This is a genomic window from Flavobacterium sp. GNP001, from assembly GCF_054343775.1.
The window spans coordinates 2,105,414-2,127,776 of sequence record NZ_JBTGUX010000001.1 but is presented as its reverse complement, the minus strand read 5'-3'; the positions used below and the strand labels follow the sequence as shown (position 1 = coordinate 2,127,776).

Annotated in this window: 13 protein-coding genes; 11 read left to right on the top strand and 2 right to left on the bottom strand. The window is 31.1% G+C overall.

Annotated elements, in window-relative coordinates; all coding sequences use genetic code 11:
- The first annotated feature begins 2 nt into the window (after positions 1-2).
- The 8 genes from ACXX8U_RS08975 (at position 3) to ACXX8U_RS08940 (ending at position 15,333) form a co-directional block, all read left to right on the top strand.
- Entirely contained in the window at positions 3-1,343 is a 1,341-nt protein-coding gene (locus ACXX8U_RS08975; protein WP_458565557.1) for a DUF3987 domain-containing protein, read from the top strand.
- 118 nt (positions 1,344-1,461) lie between these two features.
- On the top strand, positions 1,462-2,544 hold the full coding sequence (locus ACXX8U_RS08970; RefSeq protein WP_458565556.1) for a DUF6371 domain-containing protein: 1,083 nt from the start codon (positions 1,462-1,464) through the stop codon (positions 2,542-2,544).
- 407 nt (positions 2,545-2,951) lie between these two features.
- Entirely contained in the window at positions 2,952-4,694 is a 1,743-nt protein-coding gene (locus tag ACXX8U_RS08965; RefSeq protein ID WP_458565555.1) for a TerB family tellurite resistance protein, read from the top strand.
- A 63-nt stretch (positions 4,695-4,757) separates the two neighbouring features.
- On the top strand, positions 4,758-7,109 hold the full coding sequence (locus tag ACXX8U_RS08960) for a type I restriction-modification system subunit M (RefSeq protein ID WP_458565554.1): 2,352 nt from the start codon (positions 4,758-4,760) through the stop codon (positions 7,107-7,109).
- Positions 7,109-8,407: a restriction endonuclease subunit S gene (locus ACXX8U_RS08955; protein ID WP_458565553.1), complete on the top strand. Its 1,299-nt coding sequence runs from the start codon at positions 7,109-7,111 to the stop codon at positions 8,405-8,407. The genes ACXX8U_RS08960 and ACXX8U_RS08955 overlap by 1 nt, the downstream gene beginning before the upstream one ends.
- Before the next feature lie 9 nt (positions 8,408-8,416).
- Positions 8,417-10,204, top strand: a complete 1,788-nt coding sequence (locus tag ACXX8U_RS08950) for a DUF262 domain-containing protein (protein ID WP_458565552.1) — start codon at positions 8,417-8,419, stop codon at positions 10,202-10,204.
- 4 nt (positions 10,205-10,208) lie between these two features.
- Positions 10,209-12,308, top strand: coding sequence for a DUF262 domain-containing protein (locus tag ACXX8U_RS08945; RefSeq protein WP_458565551.1), 2,100 nt, complete (start codon positions 10,209-10,211; stop codon positions 12,306-12,308).
- On the top strand, positions 12,301-15,333 hold the full coding sequence (locus ACXX8U_RS08940) for a type I restriction endonuclease subunit R (RefSeq protein WP_458565550.1): 3,033 nt from the start codon (positions 12,301-12,303) through the stop codon (positions 15,331-15,333). The genes ACXX8U_RS08945 and ACXX8U_RS08940 overlap by 8 nt, the downstream gene beginning before the upstream one ends.
- A 73-nt stretch (positions 15,334-15,406) precedes the next feature.
- On the opposite strand, the gene ACXX8U_RS08935 is transcribed toward ACXX8U_RS08940, so the two are convergent.
- Positions 15,407-15,610 (bottom strand): IS3 family transposase, encoded by a 204-nt coding sequence (locus ACXX8U_RS08935; RefSeq protein ID WP_458565549.1) that lies wholly within the window; start codon positions 15,608-15,610, stop codon positions 15,407-15,409.
- A gap of 319 nt (positions 15,611-15,929) precedes the next feature.
- On the bottom strand, positions 15,930-16,940 hold the full coding sequence (locus tag ACXX8U_RS08930) for a helix-turn-helix transcriptional regulator (protein ID WP_458565548.1): 1,011 nt from the start codon (positions 16,938-16,940) through the stop codon (positions 15,930-15,932).
- Positions 16,941-17,323: 383 nt separating this feature from the next.
- Between ACXX8U_RS08930 and ACXX8U_RS08925 the strand changes: the two genes are divergently transcribed.
- Genes ACXX8U_RS08925 through ACXX8U_RS08915 form a run of 3 tightly spaced genes read left to right on the top strand, consistent with a single transcriptional unit; the run spans position 17,324 to position 22,346 of the window.
- The gene (locus tag ACXX8U_RS08925; protein WP_458565547.1) at positions 17,324-18,922 is read left to right on the top strand and encodes a reverse transcriptase domain-containing protein; all 1,599 of its coding nucleotides are present in this window, start codon (positions 17,324-17,326) and stop codon (positions 18,920-18,922) included.
- 11 nt (positions 18,923-18,933) lie between these two features.
- Positions 18,934-20,187 (top strand): hypothetical protein, encoded by a 1,254-nt coding sequence (locus tag ACXX8U_RS08920; RefSeq protein ID WP_458565546.1) that lies wholly within the window; start codon positions 18,934-18,936, stop codon positions 20,185-20,187.
- Positions 20,184-22,346, top strand: a complete 2,163-nt coding sequence (locus ACXX8U_RS08915) for a response regulator (protein WP_458565545.1) — start codon at positions 20,184-20,186, stop codon at positions 22,344-22,346. Before ACXX8U_RS08920 ends, ACXX8U_RS08915 begins: the two co-directional genes overlap by 4 nt.
- The last annotated feature ends 17 nt before the right edge of the window (positions 22,347-22,363 follow it).

Genomic DNA, 22,363 nt, shown 5'->3' with positions numbered 1-22,363 from the left:
ATTTGAGAGATGCAGTTGACATTGCAATGAATAGTGTTGTAGTTTCAACTGAAAACCAATTCCCTATTGACATATTTCCTAAGATATTTAAGAATTTAATTATTGACTTAAATAAAAGTTTGAACTTTCCTATTGACTATACAGGAACATCAATTTTAACAGCAGTTTCAACAGTGGTAGGAACGAGTGTAAAAATAAGAGTGAAGGGCAATTGGTTTGAATATGCTTCAATTTATAGTTGCATAATTGGAAATGCAGGAGCTAATAAAACGCACCCAATTAATACGGTCTTTGCGCCGATAAAGGAATATGATAAAAGTAATCACGATAGCTTTGTTAGCAAAACAAACGAATGGGTCAAATGGAGTAAATTACCAAAAGAAGAGAAAATAGAGATGGAAGAACCAAACGTTCCTCCTCTTAGGAAAAGTATTTTAACAAATTTTACACCCGAAGTCTTGTATAAAAGATTAGACGAAAATTTGAGAGGTTGCACTGTTTTAAGTGATGAAATGGCTACTTTTTTCGAAGGAATGAATAACTATTCCAAAGGGGACCAAATAGGGATTTATTTATCATTTTGGAGCAATCAATCGACAACAATTGATAGGATGGGAAACCCAATTCCTCTGTTTATTCAAAATCCTTTTTTATCAATTATTGGAGGTCTGCAGCCGAGAGTTTTAGCTAAATCCTTTCCAGTTCAAAAAATAAATAACGGATTTTTTCAAAGGTTTTTGTTTGCTTATCCTGATGTTATTTTCAAAAGTCCGATAAATGACAATGAATCAAATTTTCAAATTCTAAAAGAATATGAAAACTTCATAAAAAAATATTATGATGCTACAAATGTAATAGAAGAAAACGGACAAATTAATAGCAAGATCTTAAATTGGAATAGTGAATCTAAAGCTTTTTTCTATAAATGGCAAAAAGAGAATTGCAATTTAGTTAATGAATACAGCAATTCGATAAAAGGTGAAATAGCTTCAAAATTTGATAATCATTTTGTAAGACTAGCTTTATTGCTTCAGATAATGGAAAACCCAGAAAGTGATTTTGTGGAACTTAAAGCAGCAATGGGTGCTGAAAAACTATGTTCTTATTTTATGAATTGTAGTTTTAAGGTGTTGGAAGCTATCCAAAACCCAAAAGAATATTTAAACACTTTAGTAATTAATAAGCAAAAATTTTACAAGGAACTCAAGGAGAATTTTACCACAGCTGAAGCAATTATGATTGGTTTAAATTTTGACATGCAAGATAGAAGAGTTAAAGAATTTTTAAAAGACACTATTTTGTTCAAGAAAATAAAACATGGGTTCTATAAAAAAACAATATAGAAAGCAAAAACTGCAAGTTTATAAATAAACCATTGCACTTTGCACTTTTAGCACTTTCAACACTTTAAAAGTGTCAATAATGTCAATAATGCAAAGTGCAAAATTTTAAAATCTATTTATGAAACAATATAAACACAGTTTAGATAAAAGTAGTAAGAAATTTATTTGTCCTAGATGTCATAAAAAAACATTTGTCAAATTTATTGATATTGAAACAGAATGCTATTTAGAAGAAGAGTATGGCAGATGTGATAGAGAAACGAATTGTGGTTATTTCAATATACCAACTGCCGAAAAGATCTACACTTTTGAAAAAGTAACCATGTCTAAACCTAAAATAAGTTATCACGGTTTGGATTTAGTAAACAAAATGTATGCAGAAGAAACAAGCGTTAATAATTTTACCGAATTTCTAAAAACTAAGTTTAAGGCTGAAAAGGTTTTTATAGCCATGCAGAAATATCTGATTACAGCTTCAAATGAACGCTGGCAAGGAGCTACTGTTTTTTGGCAAATAGATAATTTAGAAAAAGTTCACGCTGGTAAAATATTACATTACAATCCAGAAAAGGGTAAAAGAATGAAAGACAAGAATAATAAATCATCAATAGATTGGATTCATAGTCTTTTAAAAAAAAATCAATCAATCTCAGAATTTAACCTTGGTCAATGCTTGTTTGGTTTACACCTCATAAATGAAGACAAAACAAATAAAATTGCATTAGTTGAGAGCGAAAAGACTGCCGTTATAATGAGTATTTTAAAGCCAAACTATACTTGGTTGGCAACTGGTTCAAAAAGCGGTTTAAAATATGATTTCTTAAAACCTGTCAAAGATTATAAAATTGCAGCATTTCCAGATAAAGGCGAGTATTCAGATTGGTTGTATGTAGCTATAGAATTAAATAAGTTAGGGTTTAGAATTTTAGTTGATGACTGGTTAGAAAATACGGATTATCCAATTGGAACAGATTTAGCAGATGTTTATATCAATGAAATTTTAGCCGAGCCACCGCCAGAAAAGAGGAAGCCAAAACAAGAGCATGAATTTTCAGAAGGAAGTTTGGAAGTTTACGAAATAATACAAAGGCGCAAGGAACAAAAACAAGATTTAACAAAAGAGGAATCTTATAAAGCAATCCAATACTTTATTGATAACGATACAGATAAGTATATTTTCAAAAGTGCTCATAATTTTTAAAGTGCTAAAAGGGCGAAAGCAAAATTTTAAAAAATTATAAGTAGCGGCAAAAAAATAAGAGGAAAAATCTTAATGGGAACGAATGAGTTAATTGAGTCTTAGTTTATGATATTCAATTTATTAAAATTGGATTTGAGAGCTGCAAAATGTAAGCTTACATTATGAGCCGCAAAAGGAAATATCATTTTTTGACATAAATTTTGTTTCAAATCCTAAACGAATGAATTTTGTCTTAAAATCACTAAAAGTGGGTATGGTAAATTCTCTTAAAAAATTGTTTCTTTACCAATTGACAAAAAATGTTTCAATCGTTAATGAACAATGATAAGTGAGTGATTGGGCTTCATTTTTAGTGTAACACGATAGCTTTTTATGATTATTCATTCATTTAAAAACAAAAACCTTCAATGAAAATTTCTGCGGACAAGCAACTTCAAAATATAATTTACGATCAAATTAAAACCATTTTAAAAAATCAAATCCCCAATGAATTTGATAAGATAATTATCAACGAAAATCAAGCTATTAAAAGAGCAGATTATAGTTACTCAAAAATGAATTTTCAAAAGGTAGAGAGAGAAATTCAGTATGTGAAATTTCCGCTTTATGGTGCTGTCTTAGATAATTTTAGAGAGATCGAAGGTGGGGAGTTAAAATTTGGTCAAAAAGCAGTATTACAAAGTGAAAATATTTTAAAAATATTAAGTCAGCACTTTAAAATAGATCCTAAGAAACTTGAAAAGATTCACCTTGCAAATCCATTCGAATTTCCTTTTGATGAGATGGACAATGAAATTAAAGCGAGTCAAACCAAATATTTTTTCCCAGATTTAACATATCAAGAAAATTGTTCGAACTGTAATGCAGCTAAATACATCGGCTGTACAAATACAGAATGTCAAGGAAGACATGATTATACCTGTCCTACATGTAATGGAAACAAAAAGGTAGACTGTAAACCATGCAAATGCTCTGGATTTATAAAGTGCGATCAATGTAGAGGTAGTGGAGAGTGTAAATGTTCTAAATGTAAAGGAAAAGGAGAAATAAAGTGTGTTTCTGGACTTTTTGATATTGGTTGCAATGGAACAGGAAAAGCAACTTACAATGGAAAAGAACAACGTTGCAAAAAATGTAGTGGTCGAGGTAATTATCCTTGTTCAGATTGTCGTCATGGAATTGTTAATTGCAATAAATGTGCTTCTAAAGGAGAATTGCGTTGTGAAAATTGCAGTGGTCGTGGAGAAATAAATTGTAGCTATTGTAAAGCACAAGGAAATATCATCTGCAAAACATGTTACGGAGATAAAGAGCGATATGGAATGGTTGACTGCCCAATATGCCAGACAATGGGGCACTTAGCGCAAGTTGTATATGTTAACACAACTGTCTCTAACGATAGTATTGATAACCTTACTTTTGAAGGGGATCGCATTGATATAGAAGAGGAACGAATCAGAAAACACGTAGTTGATGATTCACCTATGATCGAGATTTATAAAAAGTTGAACGATGTGGCAATCGAAAACTACGACGATTATAGTCATAAATTTGCAACAAATTTTGAATCAATTTTGAAGCTAAGTAAAGATAGTTTCCCAATGATTACCCGGGAACAAATAAGTTATCAAATAATACCTTGTGTTGAAATTAGTTATAAACATATCATTACCAACGAAGATCATAAAATTTCAATTATTGATATTTGGGATAATCCCGAAGTGATTTTTCATAGCGATGCAGAGCAGTTAAAACAAAATATTGGCAATGCTTCAAAAGCAGTTGGTGGTTTTTTTGGAAAACTTTTTAAAACAAACACTTTCAAAACAAAAGAGGATAAAAGAAACGAAATTATTTTACTGCTGCATTTAGCTAAAGTTGACGGTAAAATTGAGGAACAAGAAAAAGTACTCCTTTCAGAAATGATTGGTAACTTAAATGAATTTACAAACACTGAAAAACAACTTTTGTTTGATTTAATGAATGCTACAGTTTTACCTGACCTAACAGCTAAGGAAACTACTTTCAGCACTAGAGAAAGAGCTGATGAAGTAATTCAAAAATTAAATCAATTAGCAATTAGTGATGGCGAAATAGAGGAATCAGAGCGAATGCTGATTGAAAAAATAATTCGGTTGGTCAAAAACTAACAAAACAGACAATTAAAAAAAAAGAAAAAAATACCACAATTAATAATACCATTTCAAAATACAATGAATCAATCCGTGCACAATAAATTAGTTTCCTTCATTTGGTCAATTGCCGATGACTGCCTTCGCGATGTCTATGTTCGTGGAAAATACCGCGATGTAATACTGCCTATGGTGGTTTTACGTAGGTTAGACGCTTTGCTTGAACCAACGAAAGAGGCCGTAATGGAAGAGTTAACTTTCCAACGCGATGAAGCAGGTTTCACAGAATGGGACGAAAGCGGTTTACGAGCAGCTTCTGGGTATGTTTTTTACAACACCAGCGATTGGACCTTACAGCGTTTACACGATACGGCTACCAATAGCCAACAATTATTACAGGCTAATTTTGAAGATTACCTGAATGGTTTCAGTAGTAACGTGAAGGAGATCATTGAAAAATTCAAACTCAAAAGTCAAATTCGTCACATGGCAGCCAAAGATGTGCTGCTTGATGTATTAGAAAAATTCACGTCACCAGATATTAATTTAACGCCTTTTGAAAAAAATGATTCCAATGGCAGAAAACTTCCTGCCTTGTCAAACCTCGGAATGGGCTATGTGTTTGAAGAATTAATCCGAAAATTTAACGAAGATAATAACGAAGAAGCAGGAGAGCACTTTACACCACGTGAAGTAATCGACCTGATGACGCATATTATTTTTGATCCTATAAAAAACAATTTGCCTCCGGTAATGACCATTTACGACCCGGCTTGTGGAAGTGGTGGAATGTTGACCGAAGCGCAAAATTTTATCAAAGACGAAGACGGCGAAATACGTGCCGTGAACTCGGATGTGTATTTGTACGGAAAAGAAATCAATGATGAAACTTATGCCATTTGCAAAAGCGACATGATGATTAAAGGGAATAATCCTGAGAATATTCGTGTGGGCTCTACCTTATCAACAGATGAATTTGCAGGAACTTCTTTTGATTTTATGTTATCCAATCCGCCTTACGGGAAATCATGGGCAACCGAGCAAAAATACATCAAGGACGGAAAAGACGTAATCGACAGTCGTTTCCAAATCCGATTGAAAAACTACTGGGGAATTGACGAAGATGCTGATGCCATTCCGCGTTCTTCTGATGGGCAATTGTTGTTCTTGATGGAAATGGTCAGTAAAATGAAATCCCTTTCGCAAAGTCCTACAGGTACACGCATTGCCTCCGTTCATAACGGAAGTAGTTTGTTTACCGGTGATGCTGGCGGTGGCGAAAGCAACATTCGTCGTTACATTATTGAAAACGATTGGCTCGAAGCCATTGTACAACTACCCAACAACTTGTTTTACAATACAGGAATTACCACTTACATTTGGATACTAAGCAACAATAAAACCGCCAACCGTGTAGGCAAAGTGCAATTGATTGATGCTGGGCAATTGTACCGCAAACTACGTAAGAACTTAGGGAACAAAAACTGTGAGTTTGCTCCAGAACACATTACTGAAATTGTAAAAACCTATACCGATTTAGCAGCAATCGAAAGAACGGCTGACGAAGGCATTGCCGCAAAAGTATTTGATAACAGTGATTTTGGCTATCATAAAGTAATCATTGAAAGGCCTAAACGCTTAAAAGCACAATTCACTGCGGAACGCATTGCCGAATTGCGTTATGACAAATCACTGAAAGAAGCCATGGTGTATGCCTATGAAACTTTTGGTGACTCGATTTATACTGAAATTGAAAATCATAAAAAAGAAATTCTCGACTGGTGCGAGAAGAACGAATTGAACCTAACCGCTGCCAACCAAAAGAAAGTAGTGGCCAAAACTACTTGGGACAAGCAAGCTTTTTTACTAGAGCAAGCTACTATTTTGTTGGATGCTTTAGGAGACGAAGTTTTTAGTGACTTTAACCTTTTCAAACAAAAAGTCGATGCGGTTATCAAAGACAAAAAACTAAAATTAGGCGCATCAGAAAAAAATGCGATTCTAAATGTCGTAAGTTGGTACGATGCCGAAGCCGAAAAAGTAATTAAAGGCACTGTAAAACTAACGGGCGAAAAACTTTCATCGCTTTTAGATCATTTAGATTGTACTGAAAGTGAATTATCTAATTACGGGTATTATCCAACGGCTAAAAAAGGCGAATACCTTACTTACGAAACAGAAAGTGATTTGCGTGACACCGAAAATGTACCTTTAAAAGAAGACATTCATACCTACTTTTTACGAGAAGTAAAACCACATGTGGAAGAAGCTTGGATAAACCTGGATGCTACCAAAATTGGTTACGAAATAAGCTTTAACAAATATTTCTACCAACACAAACCCTTGCGTGCTATTAATGAAGTTAGTGCTGATATTATAGATTTAGAAAAATTGAGCGATGGACTAATTGCCGAAATTTTAAACCTAGTATAATGGAAGCAACTATAGAAAAAGTAATATTGCAATCTTATTCTGCATATAAAGATTCCGGTGTGGAATGGTTGGGTGCAATTCCTGAGCATTGGGAGTTAACTAGACTCGGAACACGTTTTTTAGAAAGAAGAACAAAAGTTTCTGATAAAGATTTTGAACCTTTATCAGTTACAAAAAACGGAGTTTTCCCTCAATTAGCAAGTGCTGCCAAAAGTAATGATGGAGATAATAGAAAGCTAGTCAAAAAAGGTGATTTTGTTATTAATAGTCGTTCCGATAGAAAGGCATCTAGCGGTATCTCAGATAGAGACGGCTCTGTATCATTAATTTACATTGTGATTGAGCCTATTAGCATAAATAGTACTTATTGTAATTATTTATTAAGGGGTTACAATTTTGTTGAAGAATTTTATAGAATGGGTCATGGAATTGTTGCAGATTTATGGACAACTCGTTATGATGAAATGAAATCGATTATGGTTGGAATTCCACCTATCGAAGAACAAACTGCAATAGCCAATTTCCTTGACGATAAAACTACCAAGATAGACCAAGCCATTGCCATCAAACAAAAGCAAATAGAACTGCTTAAAGAACGCAGACAAATAATAATTCATAAAGCGGTTACTAGAGGTTTAAACGAAAATGTAAAGTTGAAAGACAGTGGTGTGGAATGGATTGGGGAGATTCCGGAGCATTGGGAGGTGAAACCACTGAAATATATTGGAAATTCAATTATTGGTTTAACATATAGCCCAAATGATTTATGTGATCAAGATGAAGGTACTTTGGTATTTAGATCTTCAAATTTATATGAAGGTAAAATTAGATATGGTGAAAAAGAAAATGTCTATGTAAAATCAAGGATTTCAAATAAATTGATGGTAAAAGAAAATGATATTTTAATTTGTTCTAGAAATGGAAGTAGAGATTTAATTGGTAAATGTGCTTTAATTTCAAAAGAAGATATTGGACATTCATTTGGTGCATTTACAACAGTTTTCAGATCAGAAATTAATCCATATATATTTTGCATATTAAACTCTTCAATTTTTAAAGCATTGTCAGGAATGTTTCTAACATCTACTATAAACCAATTAACAATTGGTAATTTAAATTCTATTTTAGTACCAATTCCACCACAAAAAGAAATGGATACAATTAGAGCTTTTGTTGAAAATATAAATTTAAAAATAGATACCGCCATTTCATTAAAAGAGCAAGAGATTGATAAGTTGAAGGAATATAAAATGAGTTTGATAGATGGGGTGGTTACGGGGAAGGTAAAAGTGAGTTAAAATACAACTATGAAAGAATTAATATTCAATATAAAGGACATATTTAATAATCATAATCAAAATGGTTGTTTAAGCCAATATGAAAGTAGCTTTTATCACATTCCTGCTTATCAAAGAGGTTACAAATGGGCATCCAATCATAATGGAGCAGTAACAATTCTATTAAACGATTTGTGGAAAGCTTTTGATAGTTTTATAAAGCAAGAAAAGTCAGAATATTACTTGCAATATATAACAGTAAAGAGAATTGAATTAGCAAAAGGAAATTGTTTAGAAGTTATAGATGGGCAACAACGTTTGACTACTTTATCAATTTTACTTTCTGTTTTGTCATTAAAATTAGATCAAGAAAACTTAGCTGAAAATAAATTAGACTACGCGATTAGAGATAATTTTTTTGAAAAGCACATTTACCCTAAAGAAAAATTAAAGGTAATTATTGAAAGTAATTGGAAAGATCTACAAGAAAATAAAATGCTTGAAAACAATCAAGATGTTTTTTACATGGCTAATGCCGCTATCACAATGAATACTTTTTTTACCAATAAAAAACTGTATGAATTTTATGATTTTGTGCTTAATCAGGTAAAAATTATAGTAAACTCAGTAGAGGAACACATCAGTAGCGAAACAGTTTTTAAAAACTTGAATAGTAATAAAGTACCATTAACTGAAGCCGAACTTATTAAGGGATTACTTATTACCAAAGTTGGCAGAACGCAAACCAACAAACAAACAAAACATTTTAAGGAAATTATGGAAATCCGAATGAACATTGGCAGGCATTGGGATGAAATAAATAACTGGGCAAACAAACCCGAAATAAAAAGCTTTTATTTTAATAATAAACAAGATGCCATGCACGAGTTGCTGGCCTTAACTGCTGCTTGCCAAGACGATGCAATTGTTATTAAAAACTTAAACAATCATTCAAAAGATTTTCCTCTTTTTAATTATTATTTAGAGCAAACGGATTGTTCTGTATTGTACAATAAATTGTTAGCCGTAAAAAACACCCTTGAGGATTGGTATAATACGACAGAAATCTATAATCTTCTAGGTTACTGTAGATTTACCAAAAAAAGCGGTAGAAATAATCTTAATTTCTTAAAAGAATGTTTAAAATCGAAAACGAAAACTGATTTGATCAAGAACAAACTAAATAGGATCAAGCTCGATTTAATTACTAACATAGATTTTAATGAAATTAGCTACGAGGAGACACCCGAAAAAATCCATCAAATTTTATTGCATTTAAGTGTGTTTGTTAAAGGACAAGAAAACACTCGTTTTGATTTTTATCAATTTGAAAAAGAAAAATGGACTTTAGAACATATTTTTCCACAAACACCAGAGGGTAAAAATAAAATATTAAATAACGCGGATAAAGAAGCTATTAAGCAAATTTTGGTAAATGTGTCTGATGAGGTAAACGATGTTTTAGAATTAGATGTGAGAACAGAAGAAGAAAAAAATGTGTACTACAAAGCATTAAAAGAACATCCTGCCTTAAATAGTATTGCAAATATGTGTTTGCTTACAGGTGGGGATAATTCCTCCAATGGTAACAAATTTTTCAACGAAAAAAGATTAAATATCTTATCGTTAATACAACGTGGGAGTTTTGTCCCAAAACACACTTTTGATGTGTTTAGCAAAATGTTTTCTAATTCAAATACCGAGAGTATGAATAACTGGACAATTTCTGATTTTAATGCACATTTAGAATATATTAAAAATTCAATTGGTTATGAAACTATTGAATCTATTGAGTTAGTTGAGTCTCTAAGTAATTGATCATATGAAAGCAGGAAAATATAACGTAAAAGAATTGTTTGTAAATAGATATGTACAGCAAATTATAATACCCGAAATTCAAAGAGATTATGTTTGGAAACTTGAACAAGTCAAAGGATTGTTGGACTCAATAGAAAATGATTATAATCTGTTTAAGTCAGCAGAAATTCCATTGATTGAAAGTAAAGATGACTTACTTGTCAAATCATTTGCAGCCTTTTATAAAAAAAGAAATTATTCCTCAAATATTGGCTTTATCTATGCCTACAACGATGAACAATATCATGGCAAGTATTTTTTAATAGATGGGCAACAACGCATTACTACAATATTTATCATTTTATTGGCACTGGCTAGTTTAAATGAAGGATTAAAAGAAAAATTTAAAGCAACTTATTTACTTAATCAAAATATAAAACTGGATTATAAAGTTCGTGAATTAACACATGACTTTATAAATGCATTTGTCCTACATGTTTTGGAGGGAGAAAAAGAATTTGTAAACCAACATTGGTATCTAACTACGAAATATAATTCGGATACTACTATTCAAAGTTGGCTATCAAATTTTAATTTTTTGTCAAAATATTTTAATGGCAAAACAGATGACGAAATTGTCGATTTCTATTATTTCATAGAGGATCAAGTTGAGTTTTGGTACTTTGACACTAATATTAGCGAGCAAGGAGAGGAACTTTATATTTATATGAATGCGCGAGGCGAACAAATGCAGAGTAACGAAAATTTGAAAGCCGATTTATTAAGTAAGTTTGATAATATCGATGACAAAAATAGTTACGGGATATTATGGGAAGATTGGCAAGACTTTTTCTGGGAAAATAAAGGCAAAAATGAAAATGCTGATATAGGCTTCAATGAATTTTTGTTTTGTATTGCAGGTCTTGAAAACATTAGAAATGATAAAAGAAAGATTTATCAAAATATAGATAATCATAGTGTTAAATATGCTTTGATAAAAGAAAATTTAGATCTTCTAATCATAAAAAGATATTTCGATGCATACAAATACCTTATTACAAACAAAGAAAATTTTAAAGGAGCTTATGGATACTGTGATTGGGTAGATAATTGTTTAAATGATTTAATGAAATTATTTAACGAGACAAATACCAATTGGTTTGCTGACATTCAAGATAATAATAAAGGTACTGAAAGGAATCGAATGATTTTTATTTGGTCGATTTTATATTTTAATACGTCTACTGGAGAACTTAACATAGATGGTTCGTTCCGTACGATGAGAATGTTTTATTTAAGGTACAATAACTTTAATCGTTCAGTTTCAACATTATTTAAAACTATAGATGAAATATTTGAAAACGGGCTTTTAAATATTCATGAATTAGAACAAAACAATGGTATTAAGAATGAAGTAGATCAAAATGGAAACGACAGTAAACTAAGGACTAATGATGAAATTATAAGAATTAAAATTCTTAATAAGTTCAAAGATTTAGAAGTTTTTAAAGAGATTGAATCTGTTCTATGGGAAATAGAAGATCATAAATTGAATTTAAATGGAAGAAATGTAGGCGCAACGAATATTAGTCATTTAATTCATAGCATTGAAACAATTAGTTTAGAACAACTTTATCTTATAAAAAATAAGTTTTTTGAAATATTTCCACCAAAAGAATTAAAACATCCAACTGTTCAGAACATATTATTACATTACAATGAATACTGGGATAGAGTATCACCTTATTATTATGAAAATTATAGATTTGATAATTGGGCAAAAATTATTCGCGAACATATTATAAGTTCTGATAAACAAAATATTGCATTCAAAGAGTTTTTCAAAGAGTTTTTAACTTTTAATGGTTCGATCCATAGTTTCTTAGAAACCAAAAGAATTGATTTTACAGAAATAGAGAAAATAGATGATTTAAGAACCCAACTCATTTGGTATGCGCAAAAGTTAAATTCAAAATTATGGTCTAAAGGCAATAATATTGCTTTGAGGCATTGGGAGAATCAGGATGCGATTTTTTCAAATCAAATGAAAATAATTAATACACAAGGAGATTTTAAAGGATACAATAATATCGAAATATCAAAATTAGTAGAAGACCATGCCTAGCCAAACCAACGAACAAGCATTAGAATCCGCCATAGAAAAAAAACTAACCGGTTCTTGTCTTGAAGATTTAAAAAACGAAGGAAGTTTACAAGAACGAGAGGACTTGTACCGCGCTGGCAATGGCTATTACATAGGCTATGCTGCTGATTTCAATACTAAATATGCAATTGATGAGGTTCGTTTTTGGCATTTTCTGGAAACAACCCAAGCAGATGAGTTAGCCAAATTACAAAAGCAAAACGACTGGAAATTAAAAATTCTGGAACGTTTAGATCGTTTGATTAAAAAATACGGCATCCTGCGTTTGCTTCGTAAAGGTTTAGAAGTAGATGATGCTCATTTTACTTTACTGTACGTATTACCATTAGCTAGCAGCAGTGCAGCGGCAAAAGCCAATTTTGAAAGCAATGAGTTCAGTGTGTCGCGCCAACTAAGATATTCTTTGACAAATCCAGGAGAAGAAATTGATATGGTGGTTTTTATAAACGGTTTGCCTATTGCTACTATGGAACTCAAAAACCATTGGACCGGTCAAAACGCCAAAGTACACGGACAAAATCAATACAAACACAAAAGAGACATAACACAACCCTTATTAAACTTTGGTCGTTGTGTGGTACATTTTGCCGTTGATACCGATGAAGTCTACATGACTACCAAATTAGATGGAGCCAATACTTTTTTCTTACCCTTTAATTTAGGTCACAATTACGGAAAGGGTAATCCGCCCAATCCTTTCGGACATAAAACAGCCTATTTATGGGATGAGGTCTTGACACGTGAAAGTGTGGCAAACATCATACAGCATTTTGTGCGTTTTGACGGAAAAGAGAAAGATCCATTGAGTAAAAAAACCTTGTTTTTTCCACGATACCATCAAATGAATGTAGTTCGTAAACTAATAAATCACGCCAGTAAAAACGGTGTGGGTCAAACCTATTTAATTCAGCATTCAGCCGGTTCAGGAAAATCAAACTCTATTACTTGGGCAGCGTACCAATTGATTGAAACCTATCCCGAAAGCGAAACCACACCTGGAAGCAGAGGGATTACCAATCCGCTTTTTGATTCCGTGATTGTAGTTACTGACAGACGATTGTTAGACAAACAACTACGCGAAAACATTAAAGAATTCTCGGAAGTAAAAAATATCGTAGCACCAGCTTATTCTTCCAAAGAACTAAAAGAAAGTCTAGAAAGTGGTAAGCGTATCATTATCACTACTATTCAAAAATTCCCATTCATTGTTGATGGAATAGCTGATTTAAGCGACAAACGTTTTGCGGTAATCATCGATGAGGCGCACAGCAGTCAAAGTGGTTCAGCAGCTGATAATATGAACCGTGCGATGGGAACAAACAACAATGAAGAAGAGGACGAAGATCCTCAGGACAAAATTATTGAAATCATGCGCTCGCGCAAGATGAGCAAAAATGCTTCCTATTTAGCTTTCACGGCTACACCAAAATCAAATACACTCGAAAAATTTGGAGTAAAACAAGAAGATGGAACCTTCAAACCATTCCATTTGTACTCCATGAAACAAGCCATTGAGGAAGGGTTTATTCTGGATGTCTTGGCGAATTATACAACTTATAAAAGTTACTACGAGATTGAAAAGTCCATAGAAGACAATCCATTATTTGATACCAATAAAGCACAAAAAAAGCTACGAGCATTTGTAGAACAGGACAAACAAACCATAGCAATTAAGGCAGATATCATGGTGGATCATTTCATCAGTAAATTAGTAAATACTAAAAAGCTGAAAGGAAAGGCCAAAGCTATGGTGGCAACTCAAAGCATTGAATCAGCAATAAAATATTTCTTTGCCATTCAAAAGATATTGAAAGAGAAGGGAGAACCTTTCAAAGCAATTATTGCTTTCTCGGGTAAGAAAAAAATAGAGGGAGTCGAATACACAGAAGATAGTATCAATGGTTTTGCAGAGAAGGAAACCCGCGATCAATTTGATAGTGACGATTATAAAATTTTGGTAGTAGCTAACAAATATTTGACTGGTTTTGACCAGCCGAAACTCACCGCAATGTATGTCGATAAAAAACTACAAGGCGTTTTAGCCGTGCAAGCATTATCAAGATTAAATAGAGCTGCCAACAAATTAGGCAAGAAAACAGAAGATTTATTTGTACTCGATTTCTTCAACTCGACAGAAGACATGAAAGATTCCTTTGATCCTTTTTATACCGCAACATCATTAAACAAAGCCACAGATGTAAATGTGTTACACGAAATCAAGGCAATTTTAGATGATGTAGGCGTTTACGAATGGTCAGAAGTTGAAGATTTTGTCGATAAATATTTTAAGAAAGTAGATGCACAATTGTTGAGTCCAATTATTGATACCGCGGCAGACCGTTTCAACTTTCAGTTAGATCTGGAAGATAGTGACAAAGCCGATTTCAAAATCAAAGCAAAACAGTTTGTGAAAATTTACGGTCAGATGGCATCTATATTACCGTATGAAGTACTGAATTGGGAAAAGCTCTTTTGGTTTTTAAAGTTCTTGATACCAAAACTGATTATTGTTGATACCGATATTGATGCTTTAGACGAATTACTAAATTCAGTCGATTTATCCACTTATGGATTAGAGCGCGTTAAGTTAAACACAAGTATTGCATTAGACGATTCCGAAGCTGAATTAGATCCACAAAACCCAAATCCGAGAGGCGCTCACGGAACAGATAAAGAGGAAAACCCATTAGATTTAATCATCAATAGTTTTAACGAAAGATGGTTCCAAGGTTGGGAAGCTACGCCAGAAGAACAAAGAGCAAAGTTTGTGAATTTGGCCAAAAACATGCAAACGCACCCTGATTTTAAAGCAAAGTATGCAGAGAATACTGACACACAAAACAGAGATATCGCCTTCGATAAAATATTCGCAGACATCATGTCTAAACAGCGAAAATTAGAACTCGATTTGTACAAAAAAGTAACCCAAGATGATTCCTTCAGGATTGCAATGCAAGATACTTTGAAGAGGATATTGAGTGTTTGATTACAGTTGTAAATTTTTATACTAAAAGAGCAATGTAGCATAATGGATATGCAAATAAAAACTGCACATTAAGTTAAGCTACATTTTTGTAATTAATTTGATTGTTAAATTCTTCAATAGTTGCATAATTCAAAGCAGAAGGTCTCCTTTTTCTGTTGTACCAAATTTTAATATATTCAAAGATTTCCAGTTTCATTTGTTCTTTAGAAATCAGTTTGTTTCCATAAATCAATTGGACCGCTTTTTTTTTGAAAGCTTTGTCATAAATTTTGCGCACTTGTTTCGTAGGTTAAAATTAAGATTATTTCTTAACTTTTTGTGATGGCTAAGTTAGTATGTTCAATTAGGAACCGATAAGGTATTTGTATGCTTAAATTGTGACAAACATTTTGATTTAAATAATAATGATGATTTTAATTTTGTTAGAAAAAGAGCAGTTCATATATTTCACAAAAAAGTTTTTCCTAAAATTGATCTGTAATAACAGCTGACCCCATCCTACTTTAAGAAGCAACAGGATTAGTGGGGAACTTTTTTTCAGAAAGAATAACATTAGGGTCAAATTCAAAAATGGTTTGTATCAATGCGGATATAGCTTAATATTGATTCATCCCATTAAAAAGTCTATTTTTTATCCGTTCCTTTAGTTCTTGAGGTTCTACAACCCTAACACTCTCTCCATAACTTAAAATTAAACGTTCGAGTTCATAATTGATCATCACATTAATTTTCAGTTCCAATACATCATTACTAATCCATTTGTGCTTTTGTGTTTCGTGAATAGATTTGTTCTCCATATATTTCCCCGTCAGTTGATTAAAATGCAAAACAACATTTTCTAAAACAGCACCTTCTGTTTTGCTGACTCCTATCATGTCCGAGAAATACTCTTGCCAATCAATAGTATCATTGTGAATAAAGGGTACGTTAATTGGTACGATTGTCACAATTCTGTCAATAGCAACATTCCAGTCTGATTTCCAGCTTTCTACATGCAGCCCAAATAAAAACCATCGATGATTGTATTCCTTTAAATAATAAGGGTGAAAAATATAGGTATAAGGTTCTTCAGTTTTAAAATCCTTATAAGTTATCTGTAGAGGTGTTTTATTTTGTACCGCGTTATACAGTGTACTGAAGTGCTCGATACCTTTTAAATCTTGCGAGCTATCAAAACCAATGAAGGGTTTTTCGTGGTTGGTTATTTTTAAATCTGTTTTTAATTTGGCTATTATAGCTTGAATACCTTCAAATTGTGGCATACCTTCAAATTGTGCTAAAACTTGTATTGCCGATTGGAACTGGTCCATCTCAACATCATTTAATGGCGCATTGTTAATCGAAAAGTTCAAATCTTCATATCGATAAATTTTCTTTTTCCCTTCAAATAGATCAGCTAATTCGATGTTCCATCCCTCAGGACTTCTCATGAAAGCAATATCATCCCTCAGTTGACGTGTCTTTATATGTTCTTCAACACCAGTAACTTCAAAAAGAGCTTCGTTTACTGTTTCTAATAATGTATCGAAATAATAATTTTTGTAAGGATTTCGAAAACACTTATCTAAAATTTTGTAACGAATTAAAGGGTTTTTAGTGATTGCCATTGTGGGTTTTTATTTATATTTACCAAGTTAAGAATACGCAAGGTATAAAATAAATTTATGTGTGCAGCAAAAACGCACTCTTGAATTATACGTTTGCAGAGTCAAACAAAAACAAGTTCTTTGAAAGCCTGCTGCATAATATTGATTTTTTGCCAACTGGAATCTATCGCAAGAAAGTTTCAAATCGGTTGGTGTCCTAGAGCGATCTAGGATGAATGTTTCGTGGTTATTTTACACTTGGGTTTTTATGATCTTCTTGTAAAACTATTTTGAAATATTATTTTTCTATTATTTTAATTATGATCTATTTTTAGTTTAATTTTCTTTAATATAGTTCATAAACAAAGAGTACAATAGCAGGCTTCTTGGAATATTTTAATATCATGAAAATAGAACAAACACATATAGACCAGATCCGTACCGCATTTCAAAATATGAAGTCTAGAGAAGATTTTCTTCATTTATTGAATGAAGCAAAACCTTTAGTCTATGGTGAAAAAACGGTTCCTTTTGAATTTAAACAGCTTACTTGGTATTCCAATCCTAAATTGGTAAAAAAACGCTACACTGAATTCAAAGTAAAGAAGAAATCAGGCGCGGAGCGTACTATTCATGCTCCAGTGAATGGTCTAAAAGCCATTCAAAAAACACTAAGTTTCATTTTACAATGCGTCTATGAGCCTCATAAAGCTGCAACAGGTTTTGTTAAGGAGAAGTCTATTGTTGATAATGCCAAAGAGCATGTAGGAAATAAATATGTTTATAACATTGACTTAAAGGACTTTTTTCCTAGTATTGATCAAGCTAGAGTATGGAAGTGCTTGCAGTTGAAACCATTCAATTTAACTCCATCAATTAACGAAAATCTTTTTGAGAAAGAGATAAAGGAAGTATCCTTTGAAAAAATTAAAGAAGTTTTCAAACCAACTCACGCCATAATAAAAGAAACTAAAATTGGAGGTTTTTTATATTTAATAGATACCATTATTGGAAATAAGGTAGTATTAAAAATTAAAATCGATAGTAATGCGAAAATTACAGGCACTACCATAGAAGATAAAATCGAAGATATTAAAACAAATCATGTTTTTTATCTTACTAAAACAAAAGATCAAACGTGGATAAGTTTGACTCATAAAGACGAGTTCATCAATAATCTTAGGTCTATTAGCTTATCTAAACAAAATATTGCTAATATGATTGCTTCATTATGCTGCACAGAAATGAATGTAGAACGAAAAAATACAGCTGGTGAATGGGAAACAGTAGTGCGTAATGTTTTACCTCAAGGCGCTCCAACTTCTCCAGTGCTAAGTAATGTTATTTGCCAACGATTGGATTATTTACTTTCAGCAGTAGCTAAACGTTTTGGGTTGAAATATACTCGCTATGCAGATGATATGACATTCAGTTCAATGCAGAATGTGTACCAACCTAATAGTGATTTTATAATGGAATTACACCGAATTGTTGCTGAGCAAGGTTTTCATATCAAAGAAAGTAAAACGCGTTTACAAAAAGAAGGTTACCGTCAGGAAGTAACCGGTCTTTTAGTTAATGAGAATGTTAATGTACAAAAACGTTATATCAAGCAGTTGCGCATGTGGCTATACTATTGGGAAAGCTATGGACAAGAAAGAGCACAAAGTTTTTTTCAGCAACAATATATTGCTGATAAAGGATATAGTATTAAAGGAAGACCTGATATGATCAATGTTATTGACGGTAAACTCAATTACCTTAAAATGGTGAAGGGTGATAGTAATGACTTGTATTTGAAGTTGAGAGAGAGATTCAATAAACTAACTAATAAAGAATCATTCATTAGTAAAGTATTGACCATTTGGGAAACCAATGGAATTGAAAGTGCTATGGAGCTTTATTATTCCAAAAATGGAGAACATCCTATCAATAATTCAAATACTGATTTTGAATTTAATCAATTTGATATAAGTATGTTTTTAGACAAGCAATCAACTTAAAAAGAATCATGATGAGTACTAATAAAATTGATTTTATAAATGATTTGTTGTCTTCTAAAAAAATTAAAACAGAAGAAAAAAGTAGAATCATTGATCTAACTAAGAATGAATTTAAAAATTTCGAAGCTGATAATTTAGAGCTTAAGAAAAGGATTGATATTATTGAAGTTAAATTAGGAATAAATTTTGAAGAAAATAAAGCAAGTGAAATTGTGTCAAATATAGAGAAAAATGATCTTGATTCTAAAGACAAAGTTTCTAAATCAAAAGAAAATAAATCGCTAAAATACATTAATCCATTTTCTTCTAATGGCCTAGTAAAGTTTTTAGAAGAATATAATTCAAATGAATTTTTAAAATATACTTGGCATACTTTTGATGATAAAGATGTCTTTGAAAATATCATTAATAAAATGGACATTAAAGAATTTGACTTAGTAAAATATCAAGAAAAAATTGAATACCAATTAAAAAATTTATTTATCAATTATTTTTTACAAGGAAAAGTAAAAAATTTTCTATTGGATTATATCACAGGTAAGAATTATGAAGGTAAAATCGGATTTTGGACACAAAGCAATGTTGTAAATTGGAATTCTGAAAACTTAATAAATTGGTCTAATCAAAATAAAATTGTCCCTAATCCAGGTGGGAATTTTTCAAGACAGATAAGAAGTAAGGGATATAAACTAGATAAACCTATAAAATCAAAATTAAATGGTAAAAGAATAAATTACTTTTCTGAACTAATAATCTATTCTAAAAATTTATTTAGAATTCAAGCTGATAATTCATTATTCGATATTCTCGTTTACAATAATGAAAAATATAAAAACGATTGTATTTTTAATTATGATAATTTTGAAAGAACTATAAATTTATACACAGATGTTAATAGCATAATTGAATGTTTTAATATTATCATTGAAAACACTCTCGATATTTACAGAAGATTTAATTTAGAAAAACCTATTATTAATATCTCGTTTAGTACAGAATTAAATAATCACATTAATTTAATTGTGCATCATGAAAATGTAAATTATTTTAAAAAAAATCTTAACTCAATTTCAGATAGAATGTTGCTGGGAGAAAAACATATCAGAATGATAGAGAAAATAAACGGTATTTGTGATTTATATTTAGAAGCAATTTTTGAGAACAATTTGTCTTACAAAATAAATTTATGGGATAGCAAAGAAATAAAAGCTCAGGAAATTGAAAAAAGAATCGGAGTTAAACACATATTAAATTTTAAAGTATGATTTATTTAATTGATGATAACATATCAAGACAGATTGGATTCGGTTGGAATAAATCAAGATTTGAGGAGTTTTCAGATATTGTTTGCGTTATAAATAATATTGATATGCTCTTTAAAAACAAAGAATCCATTAATAAAACGGCAACTCACATATTCATACATGAATCTTTTAAAGATTTATCTGCGTTAAATAATAAAAGTTTTATTGATGATTTTATAAAAGAGATAAATTACAGGGCAGAAAATAAAGAAATTTTTTTAACCTTTTTTAGTGGAGGGAAAAATGAGCGTTCCATTATAGATAATATTGTAAATATACCTGCGGATATATTTTATCAAAATTTGAATATTTTTTTATTAAAATATTCAAAAAAAAATGATGAAATTAAGCATATTGTTTACGGTGAAAATATTCAGATTGAAGAAAAGATAATTGAATTATTAAGAACTAAAAATAATAATATTGATAATTCATTAAGTATTGAGAATTCTTCAAAAAACTTAATTTTTAAATCATTTGAGCATGAGATTGAAGATCCATTCGAGGATACTTTTAGTGAAATAATTTATGAAGATGAAGATGGTATAACAGATACTTTTTTAAATAAATTATGCTTTCAAACTTTAAATTCTAATGAATTTGAAAACATTTTCCTGCCTATTTGTTTTGGGCCAACTTTGTCAGATTTTAATGGTTTAAGACTTGCAACACATATTAGGTGTACACCTACAATAAACCAATTAAAACCAATCTTTATTTATTCAGTGGTTGATTTTAAGGATATTTTTAACATTGAATATGGTACTATTTTAAAAACTAAAAATATATTTTTAATTGATTATTCAAAAATTGCCTTTAAAAAAGCATTGGAAATAGGGATTAACAATTTTACTATTGAAGAGTTACCTATTGAAATTAAAAAATTAAATCTCAAAATACCTACAAACTATGAGGATAATCATAGTATTGCAAATGAATGGGCGATATATAGATGGTCACAAGTAATTGATGCTAACGACGACGGGATTAAAAAGATAATAGACATTCAAAATAGTAATTTATACTTCAAATATTTAAAGACCATTTATCCAATTTGTCATCTAGACAAAATAAATTCTACACAATTAAAAATCAGATACGATGATCATCCTAAAGTATTATATATTGATGATGAGGCAGAAAAAGGATGGTATGAAATTTTTTGTAAAATTTTAGATGATGAAAATAAATTGTTTTTTAGGCATTTAGACTATGAATTTAATGAAAAATCTAAAGAAGAGATAATTGATATTTCACTAAAAAAAATAATCGATGAAGATATAGATTTAGTTATTTTAGATTTCCGCCTTCATAAAGATGATTTTGAGAATATCAGTATTAATGAAGTAACCGGTTATCAGATTTTAAAAAAAATAAAGGAACACAATAAAGGAATTCAAGTTATTGTTTTTTCTGCAACTAATAAAATTTGGAATTTGTTAGCTCTTCAAGATGCTGGTGCTGATGGATTTATTATAAAGGAAAGTCCGGAAAACAGTATTGATAATCAATTTACCAAACAATCCATTCAAAACTTTATTTCAATAAGTCAGGAGTGCTTAAAAAAGAATTTCTTAAAAAGCTTTCTTAACGTTTGCCAAGAAATTCAAAAAAATATAAAAAATGCATGTGCAGATCCGCAAAGCGACTTTTATAACTTTAAAAACGAATTATTAATTGCACTGAAAATTGTCCGTCAATCAGCAAGTAGAATTGATTTAAATTCAAGTTCATCATTAGATGTAGTTTTTCTAAACTGCTACAATTTCCTTGAAAAATTTAAGCATAGTTATATTAGAGAAATAAAATATGATCTTGTATTGGGCTTTGAAGAAGTGGAAATGAAAAGGTATAACTTAGCTAACAATAGACTAGTTGATGGCGGAAAATTTACAAGGCTCAACAGTGCTGACAATCCAACTTTTTTTCATAGTATGACAGCATTGCTCATTGATTATTTTGGTATTGTAAACATTAATGATACTGCAATTAAAAAAGTTTACGAGATAAAAGAGGCAAGAAATAACTATGTACATAAGGATAAATCAAATTTTAGCATAAATGAATTAGTTGATGTAATTAATATTTGCAAAACAATTACGGACAATCTAAAAGAATAAATGCACTAATCCTTCAT